Origin of the sequence: Rhizobium quercicola (assembly GCF_021168455.1) — a bacterium.
Taxonomy (GTDB): Bacteria; Pseudomonadota; Alphaproteobacteria; order Rhizobiales; family Rhizobiaceae; genus Ferranicluibacter; species Ferranicluibacter quercicola.
Window position 1 is genome coordinate 25283 of the sequence record NZ_JAJOZR010000004.1, and the last position, 22686, is coordinate 47968.

General features: G+C 65.3%; 22 protein-coding genes. 11 read left to right on the forward strand and 11 right to left on the reverse strand.

The genetic code is table 11. The features are described 5' to 3' along the window. Position 1 precedes the first annotated feature (1 nt). The 5 genes from gatB to LRX75_RS06995 form a co-directional block, all read right to left on the reverse strand. Positions 2-1504, reverse strand: coding sequence for an Asp-tRNA(Asn)/Glu-tRNA(Gln) amidotransferase subunit GatB (gene gatB, locus LRX75_RS06975; RefSeq protein ID WP_231813051.1), 1503 nt, complete (start codon positions 1502-1504; stop codon positions 2-4). 119 nt (positions 1505-1623) lie between these two features. Continuing rightward, positions 1624-2124, reverse strand: coding sequence for a GNAT family N-acetyltransferase (locus tag LRX75_RS06980; protein ID WP_231813053.1), 501 nt, complete (start codon positions 2122-2124; stop codon positions 1624-1626). Between the two features lie 39 nt (positions 2125-2163). Then, on the reverse strand, positions 2164-3645 hold the full coding sequence (gene gatA / locus LRX75_RS06985; RefSeq protein ID WP_231813054.1) for an Asp-tRNA(Asn)/Glu-tRNA(Gln) amidotransferase subunit GatA: 1482 nt from the start codon (positions 3643-3645) through the stop codon (positions 2164-2166). A 67-nt stretch (positions 3646-3712) separates the two neighbouring features. Continuing rightward, positions 3713-4000 carry an Asp-tRNA(Asn)/Glu-tRNA(Gln) amidotransferase subunit GatC gene (gene gatC / locus LRX75_RS06990; RefSeq protein WP_231813056.1) on the reverse strand — a complete coding sequence of 96 codons (288 nt, stop codon included), beginning with the start codon at positions 3998-4000 and terminating at the stop codon, positions 3713-3715. Positions 4001-4098: 98 nt separating this feature from the next. Further along, positions 4099-4803, reverse strand: a complete 705-nt coding sequence (locus LRX75_RS06995) for a metal-dependent hydrolase (RefSeq protein WP_231813058.1) — start codon at positions 4801-4803, stop codon at positions 4099-4101. A 132-nt stretch (positions 4804-4935) separates the two neighbouring features. Between LRX75_RS06995 and ruvX the strand changes: the two genes are divergently transcribed. Continuing rightward, positions 4936-5427: a Holliday junction resolvase RuvX gene (gene ruvX, locus LRX75_RS07000; RefSeq protein ID WP_231813059.1), complete on the forward strand. Its 492-nt coding sequence runs from the start codon at positions 4936-4938 to the stop codon at positions 5425-5427. On the opposite strand, the gene LRX75_RS07005 is transcribed toward ruvX, so the two are convergent. The 3 genes from LRX75_RS07005 to LRX75_RS07015 form a co-directional block, all read right to left on the reverse strand. Continuing rightward, a complete protein-coding gene (locus LRX75_RS07005) occupies positions 5367-5702 on the reverse strand; it encodes a DUF6105 family protein (protein WP_231813061.1) in 336 nt (111 codons plus the stop codon). The two genes, ruvX and LRX75_RS07005, sit on opposite strands and share 61 nt — an antisense overlap. Beyond that, complete coding sequence (locus LRX75_RS07010; protein WP_231813063.1) at positions 5699-5872, reverse strand: hypothetical protein; 174 nt, start codon at positions 5870-5872, stop codon at positions 5699-5701. Before LRX75_RS07010 ends, LRX75_RS07005 begins: the two co-directional genes overlap by 4 nt. 123 nt (positions 5873-5995) lie before the next feature. Next, complete coding sequence (locus tag LRX75_RS07015) at positions 5996-7645, reverse strand: acyl-CoA dehydrogenase family protein (RefSeq protein ID WP_231813065.1); 1650 nt, start codon at positions 7643-7645, stop codon at positions 5996-5998. 208 nt (positions 7646-7853) lie between these two features. Between LRX75_RS07015 and LRX75_RS07020 the strand changes: the two genes are divergently transcribed. Genes LRX75_RS07020 through dprA form a run of 4 tightly spaced genes read left to right on the forward strand, consistent with a single transcriptional unit; the run spans position 7854 to position 11913 of the window. Then, a complete protein-coding gene (locus tag LRX75_RS07020; RefSeq protein ID WP_113150423.1) occupies positions 7854-8813 on the forward strand; it encodes an aspartate carbamoyltransferase catalytic subunit in 960 nt (319 codons plus the stop codon). Next, positions 8810-10096, forward strand: a complete 1287-nt coding sequence (locus LRX75_RS07025) for a dihydroorotase (RefSeq protein WP_231813067.1) — start codon at positions 8810-8812, stop codon at positions 10094-10096. The genes LRX75_RS07020 and LRX75_RS07025 overlap by 4 nt, the downstream gene beginning before the upstream one ends. Before the next feature lie 23 nt (positions 10097-10119). Then, entirely contained in the window at positions 10120-10734 is a 615-nt protein-coding gene (gene plsY / locus LRX75_RS07030) for a glycerol-3-phosphate 1-O-acyltransferase PlsY (RefSeq protein ID WP_231813069.1), read from the forward strand. Between the two features lie 6 nt (positions 10735-10740). Then, the gene (dprA, locus tag LRX75_RS07035) at positions 10741-11913 is read left to right on the forward strand and encodes a DNA-processing protein DprA (RefSeq protein ID WP_231813070.1); all 1173 of its coding nucleotides are present in this window, start codon (positions 10741-10743) and stop codon (positions 11911-11913) included. Here dprA and LRX75_RS07040 read toward each other — a convergent pair. After that, entirely contained in the window at positions 11842-12099 is a 258-nt protein-coding gene (locus tag LRX75_RS07040; protein WP_231813072.1) for a hypothetical protein, read from the reverse strand. The two genes, dprA and LRX75_RS07040, sit on opposite strands and share 72 nt — an antisense overlap. Positions 12100-12509: 410 nt before the next feature. Between LRX75_RS07040 and topA the strand changes: the two genes are divergently transcribed. From topA to rpmG, 6 genes are all read left to right on the forward strand, one after another. After that, a complete protein-coding gene (gene topA, locus LRX75_RS07045) occupies positions 12510-15215 on the forward strand; it encodes a type I DNA topoisomerase (protein WP_231813446.1) in 2706 nt (901 codons plus the stop codon). Between the two features lie 3 nt (positions 15216-15218). After that, positions 15219-17591 carry a ribonuclease R gene (gene rnr, locus LRX75_RS07050; protein WP_420851163.1) on the forward strand — a complete coding sequence of 791 codons (2373 nt, stop codon included), beginning with the start codon at positions 15219-15221 and terminating at the stop codon, positions 17589-17591. Between the two features lie 20 nt (positions 17592-17611). Further along, on the forward strand, positions 17612-18076 hold the full coding sequence (locus LRX75_RS07055; protein WP_231813074.1) for a DUF983 domain-containing protein: 465 nt from the start codon (positions 17612-17614) through the stop codon (positions 18074-18076). Then, positions 18076-18780, forward strand: a complete 705-nt coding sequence (locus LRX75_RS07060) for an NUDIX hydrolase (protein WP_231813076.1) — start codon at positions 18076-18078, stop codon at positions 18778-18780. The genes LRX75_RS07055 and LRX75_RS07060 overlap by 1 nt, the downstream gene beginning before the upstream one ends. Before the next feature lie 9 nt (positions 18781-18789). After that, entirely contained in the window at positions 18790-19974 is a 1185-nt protein-coding gene (locus LRX75_RS07065) for an MFS transporter (RefSeq protein WP_231813078.1), read from the forward strand. 88 nt (positions 19975-20062) lie between these two features. Beyond that, entirely contained in the window at positions 20063-20230 is a 168-nt protein-coding gene (gene rpmG / locus LRX75_RS07070; RefSeq protein WP_062468365.1) for a 50S ribosomal protein L33, read from the forward strand. A gap of 543 nt (positions 20231-20773) precedes the next feature. Here rpmG and LRX75_RS07075 read toward each other — a convergent pair. Continuing rightward, the gene (locus LRX75_RS07075; protein ID WP_231813080.1) at positions 20774-22141 is read right to left on the reverse strand and encodes a PleD family two-component system response regulator; all 1368 of its coding nucleotides are present in this window, start codon (positions 22139-22141) and stop codon (positions 20774-20776) included. A gap of 121 nt (positions 22142-22262) precedes the next feature. After that, positions 22263-22634 carry a response regulator gene (locus tag LRX75_RS07080; RefSeq protein WP_062468369.1) on the reverse strand — a complete coding sequence of 124 codons (372 nt, stop codon included), beginning with the start codon at positions 22632-22634 and terminating at the stop codon, positions 22263-22265. Positions 22635-22686 lie beyond the last annotated feature (52 nt).

Genomic DNA, 22686 nt, shown 5'->3' on the forward strand with positions numbered 1-22686 from the left:
GCTAGTCCTCGAGCCCAAGCTTCGCCTTGACCAGCGCCTGTACGGCCTGCGGGTTGGCCTTGCCGCCCGTGGACTTCATCACCTGTCCGACGAACCAGCCGGCGAGCGACGGCTTGGCCTTGACCTTCTCGACCTGATCCGGATTGGCGGCGATGATCTCGTCCACGGCCTTTTCGATGGCGCCCGTATCCGTCACCTGCTTCATGCCGCGGGCTTCCACGATGTCGGCCGGGTCGCCGCCCTCGTTGAAGACGATCTCGAACAGGTCCTTGGCGAGCTTGCCGGAGATGACCTCCGACTTGATGAGGTCGAGGATGCCGCCGAGCTGAGCGGGGGAAACCGGAGTCTCTTCAATCCCTTTGCCGGCTTTGTTCAAGGCGCCCAGCAGATCGTTGATGACCCAGTTCGCTGCCGCCTTGCCATCGCGGCCGGCAGCGACGGCCTCGAAATAATCGGCGATCGCCTTTTCCGAGACCAGCACGGAGGCGTCATAGGTGGACAGGCCGAGGTCGCGCACGAAGCGCTCCTTCTTGTCGTCCGGCAGTTCCGGCAGATCGACCCTCAGCGCCTCGACGAAGGCCTCGTCGAATTCGAGCGGCAGGAGATCCGGATCGGGGAAGTAGCGATAATCATGCGCATCTTCCTTGGAGCGCATGGAGCGCGTCTCGCCCTTGTTCGGGTCGAAAAGGCGCGTCTCCTGATCGATCTTTCCGCCGTCCTCCAGGATCGCGATCTGGCGGCGGGCTTCATACTCGATGGCCTGGCCGATGAAGCGGATGGAGTTGACGTTCTTGATCTCGCAACGTGTGCCGAAGTCCGCGCCGGGGCGGCGGACGGACACGTTGACGTCGGCGCGCATGGAGCCCTCGTCCATGTTCCCGTCGCAGGTGCCGAGATAGCGCACGATGGAACGCAGCTTCGTCATATAGGCCTTGGCCTCGTCGGACGAGCGCATGTCGGGCTTCGACACGATTTCCATCAGGGCGACGCCCGATCGGTTGAGATCGACATAGGACATGGTCGGATGCTGGTCGTGCATCGACTTGCCGGCGTCCTGCTCGAGGTGCAGCCGCTCGATGCCGATTTCGATATCCTCGAAATGACCCTGGCGATCGGGGCCGAGCGAGATGACGATCTTGCCTTCGCCGACGATCGGGTCCTTGAACTGCGAGATCTGGTAGCCCTGCGGCAGGTCCGGATAGAAGTAGTTCTTCCGGTCGAAGATCGAACGATGGTTGATCTGCGCCTTGAGGCCGAGCCCGGTGCGCACCGCCTGGCGAACGCATTCCTCGTTGATGACGGGCAGCATGCCGGGCATGGCGGCATCGACCAGCGAGACGTTGGCGTTGGCCGCATTGCCGAAGGTGGTGGATGCGCCCGAAAACAGCTTCGATTGGCTCGTGACCTGCGCGTGCACCTCCATGCCGACGATCACTTCCCAGTCGCCGGTGGCGCCGGGGATGAAGCGTTTCGGATCGGGCGTGCGAACGTCGACAAGGGTCATGGAAGGCTCTTCCTGCAGGCTTCTTTTGGGTAGGTCCGGGTTAGAACAAATGCTGAAGGGGTGCAAGACGCGCGCGAATGTCCGGCACCGGTTTCCGGCTGGTCAGGCGCTCGGCCGCATCAGATCTCGCCGTCGCTTTCGACGTCGCGGAGCGTCCGGGCGAGCCCGACCTGTTCCACATCCCGATCCAGCCGGGCAAGGTAGGCGGTCGAGAACCAGGCGATGCGAAAGCCGTGATGGCGGAAGAACGCGATGGCCGGCGCGTTGCCCGCATGGGTCCGCGCCGTCATTTCCGGCAGGCCGGTTCCCTCCATGTCGCCGCGCAGCGCCTCGATCAGCGCGCTGCCCAGTCCGTGACGCTGGTGGTCGGGCATCACCCAGAGGTCGCTGACCTCGACATCGCCGTTCTCCCGCGCGGCCCAGCCGACGCTCGCACCACCCGCTTCCACCACGAGGGTGCGGGGCCAGCCTTCGCGCAGGAACGAGCCGAAAGAGTATTCGGCCGTGGCGCGCATCTTGGCGACATCGGCAAAGCCGACCACCGCCTGCTCCCAGGCGGCAAGGCCGATCTTTACCAGCCGGGGCACCTCATCCTCGCGTGCACCGCGTACCAGAACCATGGCCTCTCCAAGCCCCCATCGGCGCGAAGACCGCTCGGCCTACCACCACTTGGGCGGCGTGAAGCGTCCGGCAGCCTGCTCGATGACATGGGCGGTCTTGAACAGCGTCTCCTCCTCGAACGGCCTGCCGATCAGCTGCAGGCCGAGGGGAAGGCCCTTGGCGTCGAGGCCGGCGGGAACGGCGATGCCCGGCAGGCCGGCCATGTTCACCGTTACCGTGAAAATGTCGTTCAGATACATCTTCACCGGATCGGCCGCGAGCTCCTGATCGGCGATGCCGAAGGCGGAGGACGGCGTGGCGGGCGTGAGGATCGCGTCGACGCCAGCGTGGAAAGCCGTTTCGAAGTCGCGCTTGATCAGCGTGCGGACCTTCTGGGCGCGCAGGTAATAGGCATCGTAATAGCCGGCCGACAGCACATAGGTGCCGATCATGATGCGGCGCTTGACCTCCTGGCCGAAGCCGGCGGCGCGCGTCTGCTCGTACATGTCGGCAATGTCCTTGCCATCCACACGCAGGCCATAGCGCACGCCGTCATAGCGCGCGAGGTTCGAGGACGCCTCGGCCGGTGCGACGATGTAGTAGGCCGGCAGGGCGTATTTCGTGTGCGGCAGGGAGATATCGACGATTTCGGCACCGGCGTCCTTCAGCCAGGCGATGCCCTGGCGCCAGAGCGCCTCGATCTCTTCCGGCATGCCTTCGACGCGGTATTCCGCGGGAATGCCAATCTTCATGCCCTTCAGCGAGCCACCCAGAGCCGTTTCGTAATCCGGCACCGGCAGGTCGACCGAGGTCGTGTCCTTCGCGTCGACGCTCGCCATGGACTTCAGGAGGATCGCCGCATCGCGCACGTCGCGGGCGATCGGACCTGCCTGATCGAGCGACGAGGCAAACGCGACGATGCCCCAGCGCGAGCAGCGGCCATAGGTCGGCTTGATGCCGACCGTACCCGTGAAGGCCGCGGGCTGGCGGATGGAGCCGCCCGTGTCGGTCGCGGTGGCGCCGGCGCAGAGAAAGGCCGCGACGGCCGCCGCCGATCCGCCCGACGAGCCGCCGGGCACCAGATCGGCATTGGAGCCCGTGGCGCGCCAGGGGTTCTTCACCGGGCCGAAGTAGGAGCTTTCGTTGGAGGAGCCCATGGCGAACTCGTCCATGTTCAGCTTGCCGAGCATGACGGCACCGTCGTTCCAAAGATTCTGCGTCACGGTCGATTCGTACCGCGGCGCGAAGCCGTCGAGGATGTGGCTGCAGGCCTGCGTGTGCACGCCTTCGGTGCCGAACAGATCCTTGATCCCGAGCGGGATGCCTTCCAGCGCACCGGCCTTGCCGTCCGTCAGACGCGCGTCGGAGGCCTTGGCCATGTCGCGCGCCTTCTCCGGCGTCACGGTGACGTAGGCGTTCAGGGCACCGTTCGCCGCGTCGATGGCGGAGATATAGGCGTCCGTCAGTTCGACGGCTGTGATGTCGCGGGCGGCCAGCCGGTCGCGGGCTTCGGCGATGGTAAGGTGGGTGAGCTCGGTCATGGCGAACGGGACTTTCGTAAACGGCAGGCGGGCGAAACGGTCTTCGAGGCGTGAGCGGTCGGTCTCTTTATTCGACGACCTTCGGCACGAGGAAGAAGTTCCGGTCGGAATTCGGCGCATTGGCGACGATATCGTCCGCCTTGCCGCCGTCGGTCACGAGATCCTCGCGCTTCTTCATGGCCATCGGCGTCACCGACGTCATGGGCTCGACACCGGTGACATCGACTTCGCCGAGCTGTTCGACGAAGCCGAGGATCGCGTTCAACTCGCCCGTCATGCGGTTGGCGTCGTCTTCGCTGACGGCGATGCGGGCGAGATGCGCGACGCGCTTGACGGTGGCGAGATCGACGGACATGGCGGACTCCGGGCCTAACGGGAAATGATCCCCCGCTATACTGACCACGACGGGAGCGCGCAACGGGGGATTCAGGCGAGACCGCGTTCGCGCGGTGATCAGACCGTCACGACGCCGCCCACGGCGGGGACTTCCACCTTGGTGCTCGCCGGCTCCATGGCGGCGAGGAAGAGATCCGGGGTCTGGTCCACGATCGGGAAGGAACCGTAGTGGCAGGGCAGCACGGTGGTGAACCTGAAGTAGCGCTGGCAGGCGAGCGCGGCCACGGCACCGCCCATGGTGAAGCGGTCGCCGATCGGAACGAGGCCGATATCGGGCTGGTGAAGCTCCTGGATCAGCGCCATGTCCGAGAAGATGTCGGTGTCGCCCATATGGTAGAGCGTCGGCGCGTCGTCGAAATGCAGGACGAGGCCGTTGGCGCTGCCGAGCGAGTGCGAAACGCCGTCCTCGGTGATCTGCGCGGAGGAATGCAGGGCGTTGACGAAGGTCGAGGAAAAGCCCTTGAGGTGGATCGTGCCGCCGGTATTGCCCATTTCGAGCGCGGAGACGCCCCGCGACGCGAGCCATGCCGCGAGATCGGCATTGGCGACGACGGTCGCGCCGGTTTCTTTCGCCAGTGCGACGGTATCGCCCACATGGTCGCCATGGCCGTGGGTGAGCAGGATATAGTCGAGGCCGGCGGCCGCGTCCTTGCGGGTCGATTCGTCGAAGGACGGGTTGCCCGAGAAGAACGGGTCGATCAGGATCTTCGCTTTGGCTGTCTCGATGTGAAAGGCGGAATGGCCGAGCCATTTGATCTTCATGACATATCTCCTGTCATCTGTAGCGGGCGCGCCTTAAACCCGACCGGGCGAAACGCGCGCTGGTGAAATCGGTGCCCGCGGAGCATATGGAACATCGACAGGCAAAGACAAAGGCCGACGGAGAGGTTTAGCATGAGCGTGATGACCATCGAGGATCTGGCGGGCACCCTGCTGCCGCGTCAGGCGATTGCCGGGCTCGACCTGGGCACCAAGACGATCGGTCTGTCCGTATCCGACCTCGGCCGTGGGCTCGCCACGCCGCGAACGGTGATCAAGCGCATGAAATTCACAGTCGACGCGCAGGCACTGCTGGCCTTTGCCGAGAAGGAACGGATCGCGGCCTTCGTGATCGGCCTGCCGGTGAACATGGACGGGTCGCACGGGCCGCGGGCGCAGGCGACCCGGGCCTTCGTGCGCAACATGGAACAGAAGACCGCCCTGCCCTTCGTCTACTGGGACGAGCGGCTCTCGACGGTGGCGGCTGAGCGGACCCTGATCGAGATGGACGTGTCCCGCGCCAAGCGCGCGGAGCGCATCGATTCGGCCGCGGCCTCCTTCATTCTTCAGGGCGCGCTGGACAGGCTGGCCTCGCTGGCACGCGCTGCGGCCTCCACCGACGATTGATCGCTCCGGCGACGGTACCAGGCGACGATCGCCTCGCGTTTGCGCAGCGCGATGAGGCCGAAGACGATGAAGCTGTCGAAGATCATCGCGCGCGCGACGAGCGGCGGAATCGTTTCGGGCGCGATGCCGAGCACATTGCCGTACATCTGGAACACGAGATCGTTCGCCTCGCGCGACAGCATGAAGATGCCGAAGCTGATGTCGTTGTAGGACAGCGTGTACCAGCTCGTCAGAAACAGGACCGGCCCGCCCCACAGGATCAGAAGCCACTTCATGCCCGGTCTCCTCTCATGGTCGCCATGCCGCGCGCTCCCCAGGCTGCGACCGAAGCCGCCACGCCGGTGGAAACGACGCAGACCAGAAGAACGAGGGCCGGCACCGCCACGTCCAGCGCGACGACCGCGAAGATCGACATGGGAATGAACGTCAGGACTGCGCGCATCATGCGGGCTCCGTGCGGTTGCGATCCACAACACATGGAACGTTAACCTTGACGAGGCAACGTCAACCTTTCGTTAAGGTTAACGGCCGTCCCGAGCCGCGTGCGGATATCGCGAACGAGACGCGCTCAGCTGGATGCGGGATACAGGAGATCGACGATCATTGCGCTGTCGAAGCGCGAATCGAGCATGCCGTAGGTGGAGCGCCAGCCAGCGGCAAGGCGAGATTCCATGAAGGCATCGGCGATGCGTCCGGCACCGAGCCGGTAAAGTTCGGCGGCGGCGGCGGCCAACGCGAGCTGCTCGACCAGCAGGCGTGCCGCCCCCTCGTCGCGCTCGCAAAGCGAAATGGCGGCGCGCAGCACGTCGATGGTCTTGCGCGCGGCGGGACCGAGATCCCGACCGATGATGTCGAACAGAGCCTCGAACAGCTCCCGGCCGCGCTTCAGCACCCTGAGCACGTCGAGCGCCATCACATTGCCGGACCCTTCCCAGATCGCATTCACCGGCGCCTCGCGGTAGTGCCGGGCGATCGGCCGCTCCTCGACATATCCATTGCCGCCCAGGCACTCCATCGCCTCGGCGATGAGCGTGGGTGCGGTCTTGCAGACCCAGTATTTGACGACCGGCGTCATGATGCGGGCATAGGCCGCCTCCTCCGCACTGTCGCGGGCGCGGTCGAAGGCATCGGCGAGCCGCAGGGAGAGCGCGCTCGCGGCGGCGACGTCCAGCGCCATATCGGCCAGCACGCGCGTCATCATCGGCTGCGCGACCAGCGGGCGTCCGAGAACGGCGCGTCCGCGGGTGTAGTGGACCGCTTCGGCAAGGCTCGCGCGCATCATGCCGGCCGAGGACAGGGCACAATCGAGCCGCGTCAGGGTGACCATGTCGAGAATCGTGGTGATGCCGGCATCCGGGGCGCCGAGGATGAAGCCGAAGGTTTCGGAAAACTCGACTTCGGAGGAGGCATTCGAGCGGTTGCCGAGCTTGTCCTTCAGCCGCTGGAACCGCAGGCCGTTCGCCGATCCGTCCTCCAGCAGCCGGGGAACGAGGAAGCAGCCGAGCCCCTCGCGCGTCTGCGCCAGCATGACGAAGGCGTCGCTCATCGGCGCGGACATGAACCATTTATGGCCGGAAAGCCGGTAGATCCCCTCGCCCACCCGCTCGGCGGTGGAGACGTTCGCGCGAACATCCGTGCCGCCCTGCTTCTCCGTCATACCCATGCCGATGGTCACGGCGGATTTCTGCAGGAAGGGGCGGTTCGAGGCGTCGTATTTCCGCGACAGAACCTTCGGCGCCCATTCCTTCTGCACCATCGGCGTCGCGGCCATGGCGGCCAGCGAGGCGCTGGTCATCGTCAGCGGGCAGAGATGGCCGCTTTCAAGCTGCGCGGTGAGATAGAAGCGGATGGCCCGGCTCTTATGGGCATAGCCGCGCTCGTCGGCCACGTTTTCCCAGACGGAGGAATGCAGGCCCGCCGTCATGGAGCGGCGCATCAGCGCATGCCAGGCCGGATGGAAATCGACCACGTCGAGCCGCTCTCCGCGCGGCCCGTGCGTGCGCAGCTGCGGCACGCCCTGGTTGGCCATGCGCGCGAGGTCCTGCGCCTCCGGGGAGGTGACATAGCGGCCGAGCCCGTCGAAATCGTCGCGCAACACCTTGGGCAACCCGCTTGCGACGTCGGTCAGCAGCGGATCGGAACGATAGGCGTTGATGCCCGACCAGGGTTTCGGCTGGTTGAGGTCGTCAAGGGTCTGGTCGGGTCGAGTCACGGTCATGAACCGGTTCTAGCCGAAGTGCGGAACGTTAGGAACAGCACTGGCTGCGCCCTCCCGCAAAATCGATACGGCCATCGGCCAAGCCTCTGCAGCCCGATGCGTCGGCGCCCGCGGGCTTTGTCCTCAGCTGTTCGCACGCCCTGCCTTGCCGCCCACCCGCACAGGCTCTATAGAGCGCGGCAACGCGACCATTTGAGGCGGGCTTCCCATGGATTTCTTTCCGCATCGCCATCTTCTCGGCATCAAGGGCCTGAACGAGCGCGATATCACCGGACTTCTCGATCTTGCCGACGAGGCGGTCAAAATTTCCCGTCAGCGCGAGAAGAAAACCTCGACGCTGCGAGGCCTCACCCAGATCAACCTCTTCTTCGAAGCCTCCACCCGGACCCAGTCCTCCTTCGAGCTTGCCGGAAAGCGGCTCGGGGCCGACGTCATGAACATGTCGGTCGGCAACTCCTCGGTGAAGAAGGGCGAAACGCTGATCGACACCGCGATGACGCTCAACGCCATGCACCCCGACGTGCTGGTCGTGCGCCACTCCTCTGCCGGTGCTGCCGCCCTTCTCGCGCAGAAGGTTTCCTGCTCGGTCATCAATGCCGGCGACGGTCAGCACGAGCACCCGACACAGGCGCTGCTCGATGCGCTGACGATCCGGCGGGCCAAGGGCAAGCTGTCGCGCATCATCGTGGCCATCTGCGGCGACGTGCTGCATTCGCGCGTGGCGCGTTCTAATATCCTGCTTCTCAACCAGATGGGCGCCCGCGTGCGCGTCGTCGCCCCGGCAACACTGCTGCCGTCCGGCATCGCCGACATGGGTGCCGAGGTCTACCACTCGATGGAAGAAGGCCTGAAGGATGCGGACGTCGTGATGATGCTGCGGCTGCAGCGCGAGCGCATGGCCGGCGCCTTCGTGCCATCGGTGCGCGAATATTTCCGCTATTACGGCCTCGACGCGGAGAAACTGAAGGCGGCGAAGGAGGATGCGCTTGTCATGCATCCCGGCCCCATGAACCGCGGCGTCGAAATCGCCTCGGAGATTGCCGACGGACCGCAGAGCGTCATCGAGCAGCAGGTCGAAATGGGCGTTGCAGTGCGCATGGCCGTGATGGAAGCGCTGCTCGTCTCGCAACATCAGGGCGGTCTCAACAATCAGGGTACGCGCGCATGACCGATCTCGTCCTCACCAATCTGCGCATCCTCGACCCGTCGCGCAACCTCGACGAAACGGGTACGATCCTCATTCGGGACGGCGTGATCCTGGCGGCCGGCAGCGACGCGGCCCATCAGGGCGTGCCCGAAGGCGCAACCGTTCAGGATTGCCGCGGCCTGATCGCCGTTCCCGGCCTCGTCGATGCCCGCGTGTTCGTCGGCGAACCCGGTGCCGAGCACCGCGAAACGATCGCGTCCGCCGCTCAGGCGGCCGCCGTCGGCGGCATCACGTCGTTCATCGCCATGCCGGATACGGATCCCGTCATCGACGATATCGCGCTGGTCGAGTTCGTGATGAAGACGGCGCGCGACAAGGCGGTCGTCAACGTCTACCCGGCCGCAGCGCTCACCAAGGGGCTGCGCGGCACGGAGATGACCGAGTTCGGCCTTCTCAGCGAGGCCGGCGCCGTCTGCTTCACGAACGGGCGCGAGGCCCTGCACGATACGCTCGTGCTCCGCCGGGCCATGACCTACGCCCGCGAGTTCGGCATGGTGATCGCGCTGGAATCGCGCGACAAATATCTGGGCGCCGGCGGCGTCATGAACGAGGGGCTGCTCGCGAGCTGGCTGGGCCTGTCCGGCGTGCCGCGCGAGGCGGAGATCATTCCGCTGGAGCGCGACCTGCGCGTTGCCGGCCTTACCCGCGCCGCCTACCACGCCGCCAAGATCTCGCTGCCGGAATCGGTCGATGCCATCTCGCTGGCGAAGTCGCGCGGCGTCAACGTCACCTCGGGCATCTCGATCAACCATCTGTCGCTGAACGAGAACGACATCGGGGAATACCGGACCTTCTTCAAGCTGACGCCGCCGCTGCGCGGAGAGGACGACCGCACGGCCATGGTGCGAGCGCTGGCCGAGGGCCGGATCGACATCATCGTTTCCTCGCACGATCCGCAGGACGTCGACACCAAGCGCCTGCCCTTCGCCGACGCGGCCGATGGCGCGATCGGTCTGGAGACGATGCTGGCCGCCGCCCTCCGCCTCTATCACAGCGGCGAAGTGCCGCTGATGCGCCTGATCGACGCCCTCTCCACCCGGCCGGCGCAGATCTTCGGGCTCGACGCGGGAACGCTGAAGCCCGGCGCGCAGGCGGACATCACGCTGATCGATCTCGACGAGCCCTGGATCGTCTCCAAGGAGGCCATCGTCTCGCGCTCGAAAAACACGCCGTTCGAAAATGCCCGCTTTACGGGTCGCGCGGTTCGCACCTATGTTGCGGGAAAGTGCGTGCACAGCCTGTAAGAGGCTGACGCGAGGGGGCATTCATGGACGTGTTCATCTGGCCGCTGGCGGCTCTGCCGACGCTCGGCTTCCTTCTTTTCGGCTATCTGCTCGGCTCGATCCCGTTCGGCCTGATCCTGACGCGGGCGGCCGGGCTTGGCGATGTTCGCAAGATCGGCTCCGGCAATATCGGCGCCACCAACGTGCTGCGCACCGGCAACAAGAAGCTCGCGGCAGCGACCCTGCTGCTGGACGCGCTGAAGGGCACGCTGGCCGCCGCCGTCGGTTATCATGTCCTCGGCCCGGAGGCCGGTATCGCCGCAGGTTTCGGTGCCTTTCTCGGGCATCTCTTTCCGGTCTGGCTCGGCTTCAAGGGCGGCAAGGGAATCGCGACCTATATCGGCGTGCTGCTCGGGCTTGCGCCTCTCGTGGTTCTGGTCTTTGCCGCCTGCTGGCTGATCGTCGCCAAGGTCACGCGCTATTCCTCGCTGTCGGCGCTCGTCGCCACCATCGTGGTGCCGGCCGTGCTGCTGTTTGCGGGGTATGGCCGCATCGGTGTTCTGTTCGTGGTCCTGAGCGTCATCACCTGGATCAAGCACCGCGCCAACATCGCGCGCCTGATCGCGGGAACGGAAAGCCGGATCGGCCAGAAAGGATAAACGTCGATGAGCGACAGCGCGAAGGGGCCGAATGGGAAAGGCATCGCGCTGACGGATCGTCAAAGAATCGCCTGGCTGCGCCTCATCCGGTCCGACAATGTCGGCCCCGTCACCTTCCGCGATCTCATCAACCATGTCGGATCCGCTGAAACGGCGCTGGAGATGCTGCCGGAGCTCTCCCGCCGCGGCGGCTCCACGCGGGCGATCCGCATCGCCACGGTCGCCGAAGCCGAGCGGGAGCTCGCGATCGCCGCCCGCTGCGGCGCGCGATTCGTCGGCATTGGCGAACCGGACTATCCCGCAGCGCTTCGCCAGATCGACGGTGCGCCGCCGCTTCTGGCCGTCAAGGGCCGTGCATCCACCGGCACCGCGCCGGCGCTCGGCATCGTCGGCGCGCGCAACGCCTCCATCAGCGGCGCCAAGTTCGCCGCCATGATCGCCCGCGACGTCGGCAGGGCCGGCTATACGATCATCTCCGGTCTTGCCCGCGGCATCGACACCGCGGCCCATTGCGCGAGCCTCGACACCGGCACGATCGCCGTTCTCGCCGGTGGCATCGACAAGCCCTACCCGCCCGAGAACGTGCCGCTGCTCGACGAGATCACCGCGGGACACGGCCTTGCCATTACCGAAATGCCCTTCGGATGGGAGCCGCGGGCGCGCGACTTCCCGCGCCGCAACCGGCTGATTGCCGGCGTGGCGCTCGGACTTGCCGTCGTGGAGGCCGCAAGCCGCTCCGGATCGCTGATCACGGCGCGCTACGCCGCCGATTTCGGACGTCTGGTCTTTGCCGTGCCGGGTTCGCCGCTCGACCCGCGGTGCCACGGCACCAATGGTCTGCTCAAGGACGGCGCGGTGGTGACGACGGAAGCGCGCGACATCCTCGAAGCGCTGGCACCGCTCAGCCGCATCGACCTCTTCGACCAACCGCTCGCGCGCGAGACGGAGAGCGAGATGGACATCGGCATGGCGCGGCGGCCGGTCGCGGAGCTACCCGGCGACCGGGAGCGCGACGCGATCATCGATGCGCTGGGCCCGACGCCGGTCGAGACCGACGACATTATCCGCCATACGGGATGTCCCGCCTCGGCGGTCTATCTCGTGCTGCTAGAGCTTGATCTTGCCGGCCGGCTTCACCGCCACCCCGGCGGCCTCGTTTCTCTTGAGCCCCTTGGGTGAGAGGGCGCGCCGGCCGGACATGAGGTCGCCCGCCTCGACATAGGCCATCTCCAGGAGGTAGCAGAGCATGTCCGCGCCCTTTTCGTCGGCGACGCCGCGCAGTTCACCGAGCATCTGACGAATATAGGCAAGGCTCTCGTCGTCAGGCGTCGCGGGAACAGAAGCGTCATTATATACGGGCACCATGAAAACGTCCTGTTGGGCTTTGCCTTTATCCCGAGCGGGCAGCCGGCAGCACACGCGGCGACAACCTGTAAGGCTATCACCACCGCCTGTCCCTCGGTGCACTCGCTCTTCTCCGGCAGACGATAACGCAAATATTCCTAATTGCAATCACAACATTATCCCTCCAAGGTTGTGGTGCGTTGTATTCCGGGCCAACGGGCCGTCTGGCGCAGCGCTTGGTCGGAGGAAGCATCAAATGCCTGTAAATGAAGAGGTTGCGGGCCGATCGATCCTCCATGCAAACTGGCTAATTTCATGGTCGCCACTTGACCGCGACGAAATCCCCCTCCATGTCGGGGCTTCAAAAGTTCCCGGCGTGACGGCTGAGGGAAGTCCGTCACCCCTCTCTATGGTTGCTGAATCCTATGACCATGAATGTCGTCGTCGTTGAATCGCCGGCCAAAGCAAAGACCATCAACAAGTATCTCGGCCCCGGCTACACGGTCCTGGCCTCGTTCGGTCACGTCCGCGACCTTCCGGCCAAGGACGGCTCGGTCAAGCCCGACGAAGACTTCGCCATGTTGTGGGAGGTGGACAGCGCGTCCGCCAAGCGGATGAACGATATCGGCGCGGCGCTCAAGAACGCCGACGGCCTCATTCTCGCGACCGACCCGGATCGCGAAGGTGAAGCGATCTCCTGGCATGTGCTCGATCTCCTGCGCAAGAAGAAGCTGATCGGCGACAAGCCGGTGAGCCGCGTCGTCTTCAACGCCATCACCAAGAAGGCCGTGCTCGACGCGATGGCCAATCCGCGCGACATCGACGTGCCGCTGGTGGACGCCTATCTGGCACGCCGCGCGCTGGACTATCTCGTCGGCTTCAACCTGTCGCCGGTGCTGTGGCGCAAGCTGCCCGGCGCCCGGTCGGCCGGCCGCGTGCAATCCGTCGCGCTGCGCCTCGTCTGCGACCGCGAGTCGGAGATCGAGCGGTTCGTCTCCGAAGAATACTGGAACCTCTCCGCCATTCTGAAGACGCCGCGCGGCGACGACTTCGAGGCCCGCCTCGTGGCCGCCGACGGCAAGCGCCTGCAGGCGCGCTCGGTCGGCAATGGCGAGCAGGCGAACGACCTGAAGGCGCTGCTCGAAGGCGCGTCCTACGTCGTGGATACCGTCGAGGCGAAGCCGGTCAAGCGCAACCCCTCGCCGCCCTTCACCACATCGACGCTGCAGCAGGCGGCATCCTCCAAGCTCGGCTTCTCCGCCTCGCGCACCATGCAGGTCGCCCAGCGTCTCTACGAAGGTCTCGACCTCGGCGGTGAGACGGTCGGTCTCATCACCTATATGCGTACCGATGGCGTCCAGATGGCCTCGGAGGCGATCGACGCCGCCCGCAGCGCCATCGGCGATCAGTTCGGCGCGCGCTACGTGCCCGAGAAAGCCCGGCTCTATTCGACCAAGGCGAAGAACGCCCAGGAAGCCCACGAGGCGATCCGCCCGACGGACTTCACCCGCACGCCGGACCAGCTGCGCCGCTTCCTCGATGCCGACCAGCTGCGCCTCTACGACCTGATCTGGAAGCGCGGCATCGCCAGCCAGATGGCCTCGGCCGAGATCGAACGGACGACAGTGGAGATTCTTGCCGAGAACGGCGACCGCAAGGCCGGCCTGCGCGCCGTGGGCTCCGTCATCCGCTTCGACGGCTTCATCGCCGCCTATACGGACCAGAAGGAAGACGGCGAGCAGAGCGACGACGGCGAGGACGAAGGCCGCCTGCCGGAGATCAAGGCGCGCGAAACCGTCGCCAAGCAGAAGATCAATGCGAGCCAGCATTTCACCGAGCCACCGCCGCGCTATTCGGAAGCAAGCCTGATCAAGCGCATGGAAGAGCTCGGCATCGGCCGTCCCTCGACCTACGCCTCGACGCTCGCTACCCTGCGCGACCGCGAATATGTCGTCATCGACAAGCGCAAGCTGATCCCGGAAGCCAAGGGACGCCTCGTGACGGCGTTCCTCGAAAGCTTCTTCCATCGCTATGTCGAGTACGACTTCACGGCCTCGCTCGAAGAGAAGCTCGACCGGATTTCCGCCGGCGAACTCAACTGGAAGGACGTGCTTCGCGACTTCTGGAAGGATTTCTTCGCGCAGATCGAAGACACCAAGGAACTGCGGGTCACCAATGTCCTCGATGCGCTGAACGAGGAACTCGCACCGCTCGTCTTCCCCAAGCGCGAGGATGGCAGCGATCCTCGGATCTGTCAGGTCTGCGGCACCGGAAAGCTGTCGCTGAAGCTCGGCAAATACGGCGCGTTCGTCGGCTGCTCGAACTATCCGGATTGCAACTTCACCCGCCAGCTGTCGTCGGATGGCGATGCGGAAGCGCAGGCCTCGAACGAGCCGCAGGCGCTGGGCAAGGACCCGCATACGGACGAGGAGATCACCCTGCGCAATGGCCGTTTCGGCCCGTATGTCCAGCGCGGCGAAGGCAAGGAGGCCAAGCGCTCCAGCCTGCCCAAGGGCTGGACGCCCGCGAGCATCGACCATGAGAAGGCGCTCGCGCTCCTGTCGCTGCCGCGCGACATCGGCCAGCACCCGGAATCCGGCAAGATGATCTCGTCCGGCCTCGGCCGCTATGGGCCGTTCATCCTGCATGACGGGAAATATGCGAATGTCGAGACCATCGAGGACGTGTTCTCGATCGGCCTCAACCGCGCCGTCTCGGTGCTGGCGGACAAGGCATCCAAGGGTCCGGCCGGGCGCGGCGCGGCCGTGGCCGCGCTAAAGGACCTCGGGGAACATCCCGATGGCGGCGCGATTACCGTTCGCGATGGGCGTTACGGACCCTATGTCAACTGGGGCAAGGTGAACGCCACCCTGCCCAAGGGCAAGGATCCGACATCGGTGACGCTCGAAGAGGCATTGCCGCTGCTGGCCGAACGGGCCGGCAAGGCGAAACCCGTGAAGGCCAAGACGGTAAAGGCGAAGGCTGCAAAACCAGCGAAGGCGGCAGCGGATGGCGAGGAAAAGGCCGCCAAGCCCCGCGCCGCCGCCAAGGCCAAGCCCGCGGCGAAGACGACGACAAAGACGAAGGCTGCCGCAAAACCCAAGACCGCGGCGGCCGCCAAGGCACAGAAGGGATAGACCGTGAGCAAATCGCCCCGCATCGGCATGAGACGGACCGCAAAGCCCTCGGTCCGGCTGGCCCGTGCGGGCACGGTGCTGCCGCCGGCCGATGATGCACCCATCATCCACGGCGCCGTACCGCCGCGCGACGTGCTCATGCGCTTCATCGCCGAGAACCCCGACAAGGCCTCCAAGCGCGAGATTTCCCGGGCGTTCGGCCTCAAGGGTGAAGCGCGCATCGAGCTGAAGGCGGCTCTGCGGGATCTCGAGGACGACGGCCTCGTGGAGAAGAAGCGCAAGTCGCTCGTCCGGCTGGGCGCCCTGCCCCCGGTGACCGTTCTCGACATCACCACGCGCGACAAGGACGGCGAACTCGTCGCCCGTCCGGCCGAGTGGCCCGACGATGCCGGCGTCGCACCCGCCGTCCTCATCCGCCAGTCGAGCGTTGCCAAGGCCAAGGGCAAGATGCCCGTCGGCGGCATCGGCGACCGGGTGCTGGCCAAGATCTTCCCCTCCAAGGAACCGACAGGCCCCGCCTATACGGCCCGCATCGTCAAGGTGCTCGACCGGCGCCGCAGCGCCAATGCAGCCCTTGGCGTCTTCCGCGAAATGCCGGCCGGCACCGGCCGCATCATGCCGATCGACAAGCGCGGCGAGGAAATGGACGTCGAGGCGAGCGGCGTCGGCGAGGCCAAGGACGGGGATCTGGTCGAGGTCGAGATCGTCCGCTCCGGCCGGTTCGGGCTTGCCAGGGCCGAAGTGAAGTCGATCATCGGTTCGGTCTCCTCGGAAAAGGCGATCTCGATGATCGCCATTCACGCACACGGCATTCCCTATATCTTCCCCGACAGCGTCACGCGCGAAGCCGATGCTGCCGGCCCCGCGACCATGTCGCATCGGGAGGACTGGCGCTCCCTGCCGCTGGTCACCATCGACCCCGCGGACGCCAAGGACCATGACGACGCGGTGCATGCGGAACCCGACACATCGCCGGAGAACGAGGGCGGCGTGATCGTCACCGTTGCGATTGCCGACGTCTCCTGGTACGTCCGCCCGAAATCCGCACTCGACAACGAGGCGCTGAAGCGCGGCAACTCGGTCTACTTCCCGGACCGGGTTGTGCCCATGCTGCCCGAGCGCATTTCCAACGAGCTGTGCTCCCTCAAGGAAGCGGTGGACCGGCCGGCGCTGGCGGTGCGCATGCGCTTTACCCGCGAAGGCCGGAAGATCGGGCACACCTTCCATCGCATCATGATGAAGAGCGCCGCCAAGCTCTCCTACAACCAGGCCCAGGCCGCGATCGACGGCGCGCCGGACGACAAGACCGGCCCGCTGCTGGAGCCCATCCTCAAGCCGCTTTGGGACGCCTATCGCATCCTCACCATCGGGCGGAACCGGCGCCAGCCGCTCGAACTCAACATGCCGGAGCGCAAGATCCTCCTGAAGCCGGACGGCACGGTCGATCGCGTCTTCGTGCCGGACCGGCTCGATGCGCACAAGCTGATCGAGGAGATGATGATTCAGGCGAACGTGGCGGCCGCCGAAACACTGGAGATCAAGCGCCAGCCGCTCGTCTACCGCGTCCACGATGCGCCCTCGCTCGCCAAGCAGGAGACGCTGCGCGAGTTTCTCGCGACGCTCGACCTGACGCTGGTCAAGGGTGGCAACATGCGCGCCAACCACTTCAACGGCATCCTCGCGAAAGCCGAGGAGCAGCCCTATGAGACCATCGTCAACCAGATGGTGCTGCGCTCGCAAAGTCAGGCGGTCTACAGCCCCGAGAATATCGGCCATTTCGGCCTGAACCTGATGAAGTACGCCCACTTCACCTCGCCCATCCGGCGCTATGCCGACTTGATCGTGCACCGGGCGCTGGTCGGATCGCTCGGGCTCGGCGAAGGCGCGATCACGCCCGCCGAGGAAGGGGCGCTGGAAGACATCACCGCGGAGATCTCGACCTTCGAGCGGCGTGCGATGGCGGCGGAGCGCGACACGATCGACCGGCTGATCGCCCACCACCTGAGCGGCCGCGTCAACGAAGAATTCGACGGCCGCGTGTCCGGCGTCACCAAGTCGGGCCTGTTCATCTCCCTGCCGCAGTATGGCGCCGACGGGTTCGTGCCGATCTCGACGCTCGGGCGGGATTATTTCATCTTCGACGAGGCGCATATGGCGCTGGTCGGCGACAAGACCGGTCTCGGCTACCGTCTGGGCGACGAGGTGCGGGTGAAGCTGGTCGATGCCGTGCCGCTGGCCGGCGCCCTGCGATTCGAGATGCTGGACGAGGGGCGCAAGATGGTGACGGCGACGCGGTCCTTCCACAAGGCGGGGCGCCGCGACAAGGCCGGCGCGCGCAAGGCGCCCGGCACTCGCCCGCCGCGTGGACGGCGCTAACCCCGATGGCGAGCGGTGACATGCGAGACAGCGACATCGGGCCCGGAGCAGCGACACTGCATCTGGGCGACGCTCCGATCAGCGAACGCCCGGTCGGGCGCTCGATCCGGCGCGGGCTTCTCAACCGCTGCCCCAATTGCGGCCAGGGGCGCCTGTTTGGCCGATTCCTCAAGGTCAACGACACCTGCGCTGTCTGTGGAGAAGCGCTTCATCATCATCGCGCCGACGACTTTCCGCCGTATATCGTCGTCACGATCGTCGGCCATCTGGTGCTCGGAGGCTTCATGATGACGGAAATGCTGGTGACGCTGTCGAACTGGCAGCACCTCGCCATCTGGGTGCCGATCACGATCGCCGGCTCGATCGCCCTCATGCAGCCGGTCAAGGGCGGCGTCGTCGGCCTGCAATGGGCTTTGCGGATGCATGGCTTCGGCGGGCACGAGGATCGGCCGGAAGACGACTTGCCGCCGCAGGGCCGCAGCTGATGCGCAGCGATGATGCCGCGACCGGCGGCACATCCGAAACGGTGCCCGCACCGGCAAGGGCGCTGCGCCCGCGGCTCGCGGCCTCCATCCTCCTTCTCGACCGGCGCAACAGCGAGGTGCGCGTGCTCGTCGGCCGGCGCAGCAAGAAACATGCCTTTATGCCCGACGTGCACGTCTTCCCCGGCGGGCGACGGGATGCGGGCGATCACAGGATCGCCTTTGCGAGCGACCTCCCGGCGCCGCTGATCGACCGGCTGGTCGGCATCTATCGGGGACGCCTGTCCGTTTCGGCCGTGCGCGCGCTTGCGCTGGCCGCCATGCGGGAGCTGCATGAGGAGACGAGCCTCGTGGTGGGGCCGTCCTGTTCCGGCCAACTCCCCTTCCGCCCCGACCTCGCATGCCTGCGCTACGTCGCCCGCGCGCTGACACCGCCCGGCCACGTACGGCGATTCGACACCCATTTCTTCGCGCTCTTCACCGACGAAGTCGAACTCGACCTCGGCGGACTGCAGGACAGCCGGGAGCTCAAGGACTTGCGCTGGGTGCCCGTCGGCGACCCTTCGGAGGTTTCCATCCCCGATATCACCGCGCGCATTCTCAAAGCCTTGCACACGAGGCTTGACGCCGACCCTCTGCTCGGCTTTGACGGCACCGTGCCGTTTTTCCACGTCCGGAATGGACGACCCATCCGCGATCTTCTGTGAGGACACCGAATGTCTCAGACGACCCCTGGCTCGTCTCGGCCGGTTGAGGATATCCATTGGCTGTCGCTGATCGCGGCGCTTGCCGCCGTGACCACGGTCGGCATCGCCATCGGCCTCGGCGTGCCTCTGCTCAGCTTCATCATGGAACGGCGCGGCGTCTCCTCGACGCTGATCGGCCTCAACTCCACCGTGGCAGGCCTCGCCTCCATGGTCGCCGCCTCCTTCACGACGCGACTCGCCCACCGGTTCGGCGTGGCGCAGGTCATGGTGGCCGCCGTGGTGCTGGCGGCGGCGCCCGCGCTCGGCTTCTATTTCGTCGAGAATTTCTGGCTGTGGTTCCCGCTGCGAATCGTCTTCCAGAGCGGCATCACCATTCTCTTCGTTCTCTCCGAGTTCTGGATCAACGCTACGGCGCCCTCGCATCGTCGTGGGCTCGTGTTCGGCATCTACGGCACCGTGCTGTCGCTCGGGTTCGCCGCCGGCCCCCTGCTCTTCTCCCTGCTCGGCAGCGAGGGCATCCTGCCGTTCGCGGTCGGCGCTGGCATCATCCTCCTGGGTGCGATCCCGATCATCATCGCCCGCAAGGAAAGCCCTGACATCGACGAGATGCCGGAGATGCACTTCCTGCGGTATGTCTACATGGTGCCGATGGCGACAGCCGCCGTCTTCGTGTTCGGCGCCGTGGAATATGGCGGCCTCTCCCTCTTCCCGGTCTACGGCACCCGCGTCGGTTTCTCCGAATCGCAGGCGGCGCTGCTTCTCACCATCATGGGCGTGGGAAACCTTATCTTCCAGATTCCGCTCGGTCTTCTGTCCGATCGCATGAAGGACCGCCGCAAGCTGCTCGTGGCCCTCACCGTAATCGGCTTTGCCGGTGCGCTCAGCCTGCCCGTCCTGTCGACCAACTGGTACGCGCTGGCGGTGATCCTGCTGCTCTGGGGCGGCATCATCTCCGGGCTCTATACGATCGGGCTCAGCCATCTCGGTTCGCGGCTCCACGGGCCGGAGCTGGCCGCTGCCAATGCCGCCTTCGTGTTCTGCTACGCGCTGGGGACCGTGGCCGGGCCGCAGGTCATCGGCGCCTCCATGGATGTGTTCGGCAATGACGGGTTTGCGTGGTCGATCGCCGGATTCTTCGGCCTCTACATCGTGCTTTCCCTGGTTCGCCTGGTTTATAAACCGAAACAGGGTTGACTTTTCGGGCGCGATTTGTAGTTTCGCGCCAAGCTCGCCGGGACCTTCTTCGAAGTCCGGCTTTGTTATTTCAGAAGGCAGGACGACCATGGCGAAAGCTGCAAAAATCAAGATCAAGCTGCTGTCGACGGCCGACACGGGTTTCTTCTACGTGACCTCGAAGAACAGCCGCACCAAGACAGACAAGTTCAGCATGACGAAGTACGACCCGGTCGTGCGCAAGCATGTCGAATTCAAGGAAACCAAGATCAAGTAAGATCCGGTTTTCTCGGTTTAAAAAGGGCGCCGACGGCTACGTCAGGCGCCTTTTTTGCGTCTGCAGACGTCAGCAGCGGCGCGCGCTCGGCAGACGCTACATAAAGGGTCCAAAACGAAAAACGCCGCCCCTGAAAACAGAAGCGGCGCTGGATGGATGCCGGCCGGCACGCAGAGCGGCACGAGGAACCGCTGATACGTACCGGCCGACGACCCCACGACCCAGGAGATGCGGCGGACCTGACATCATGGGGTAACTGATCGGCTTGGGAGACTGGACCTCCCCTGCATAAGAACATCGGCGAGATGCCGAAGAAAATCAATGAAATCTTAAAGCTTGGTTCGCTTTGGTACAGTCATGGTTAACAAGTTCCATGACGTGCAGCCCGATTCGGGAGAAATTGCGGCGGTGTTCCACCCCAGGTCGCCAGACCTTGCCGTTGCGCCGCACAACTGCGTGATATCTCGCTGACGCATCCTTGCAGACCTCGATGTCAGTTGCGCGACGAAAGCCACTTTCCCGCCGATTCGCTGCACTATTGGCTCAGGCTGCAGCGCCGACGACCTGATTCCGGCCGTTGCGCTTGGCCTGGTAGAGCGCCGTATCCGCCCGTTTGAGGAAGCTGTCGGGTGTCTCGCCGGCCGGGTCGAGCACCGCGATACCCATGGACGCCGTGATCGTCAGCTCCTTGCTGCGATTCTGCACGAGGAAGGGTGCCGTCTCGATGGTCACGCGAAGGCGCTCGGCAATGGTGCTGGCCGTGGCCGCATCCGTATCCGGCATGACGAGTACGAACTCCTCGCCGCCGAATCGGCAGGCGAGATCGGCGCCGCGGACGGTGCTGCGAAGGCGACGGGCGAATTCGCGCAGCACCTCGTCTCCCGCATCATGGCCGTGCGTATCGTTCACGATCTTGAAGCGATCGATATCCGTGACGCAGATCGACAGGCTGCGGCCGCGCTTCATGGCGCGTTCGATCAGAAGCTTGAGGTGGTTGTCGAGGTAGCGCCGGTTATGCAGCCCGGTCAGCCCGTCGGTGATGGCCAATTCGATGGTCTGGTGGACGCTGAGGCGCAGCCGATCGTTGCACTGCTTGCGGCGGATCTGCGTGAGCGAGCGTGCGATCAGTTCGTTCGGATCGATCGGCCGCATGATGTAGTCGGTGACGCCGAGGTCGAGCGCACGCACGACGAGATCCTCCGCCCCCTGCTCGGCCACCAGAAGGATCGGGATGTAGCGCGTCCGTTCCAGCGAGCGCAGCTGCGAGCAGAGCCGCAGCGGGTCGTAGTCGTCGAAATTGGCATTGACGATGACAAGGTCGAAAGGCTGCTCCGCCGCTTCGAACAGAGCCGCCTGCGGGTCGCTCATGATCGTCAGGCCGGCCACCGGCTTCAGCGCCCGGGCGATGCGGTCCTGCGAGCTGGCACGGGCGTCCACCAGCAGGATATTGCCCGGCTCGTCCGGTCGCTCGGCATTCGAAAGGTCCTCGAAGCCGACGCTCTTGGCGGTTTCGGCACGCAGGCGCAGCTCGTCGCTGACATTCTTCAGGCGCACGAGGCTTTTGACGCGCGACATCAGCTGCAGGTCGTTGACGGGCTTGGTCAGGAAATCGTCGGCGCCGGCCTTGAGGCCGCGCACCCTGTCGGACGGCTGGTCCAGCGCGGTGACCATGACGACCGGAATGTGCGCGGTCTTCGGGTTAGCCTTCAGCCGCTCGCAGACCTCGAATCCGTCGATGCCGGGCATCATGATGTCGAGGAGGATGATGTCGACCGGGCGGCTGTCGCAGATGGCGAGCGCCTGATAGCCGTCGGAGGCCGTGAGGACGTCGAAATATTCTGCCACAAGCCTCGCTTCCAGCAGTTTGACGTTTGCCGGTATGTCGTCGACGACGAGAATGCGTGCGGTCATACGGTCCGTCCTGTCCTATCGCCCCTTGGCCTGTTGTGCCCGAATCGGCTGGTGCGAGGGGTTCCATGATCACTCGAGGGCGCCATCATGGCGGCTCCGTCGCGGCCAATGCAGATGTCGCTCAACCGTCGCCGAGATAGGTCTTGATGGTCTCGATGAATTTCGGCACGGAGATCGGCTTGGAGACATAGGCCTCGCAACCGCCCTGGCGGATCCGCTCCTCGTCGCCTTTCATGGCGAAGGCCGTGACGGCGATGACGGGGATGACATGCAGTTCGTCGTCTTCCTTCAGCCACTTGGTCACCTCGAGGCCGGAGACTTCCGGCAGCTGGATGTCCATGAGGATCAGGTCGGGCCGATGCTTGCGCGCAAGATCCAGAGCCTCCAGTCCGTTTCGGGTCTGGATGGTCGTGTAGCCCGATGCCTCGATCAGGTCGCGGAAGAGCTTCATGTTCAGCTCGTTGTCCTCGACGATCATTACCTGTTTCGGCATATCAGAACCTTCCCGCGTGTACGGCCGTGGCCGGGGGTCATTCCGCCAGCTG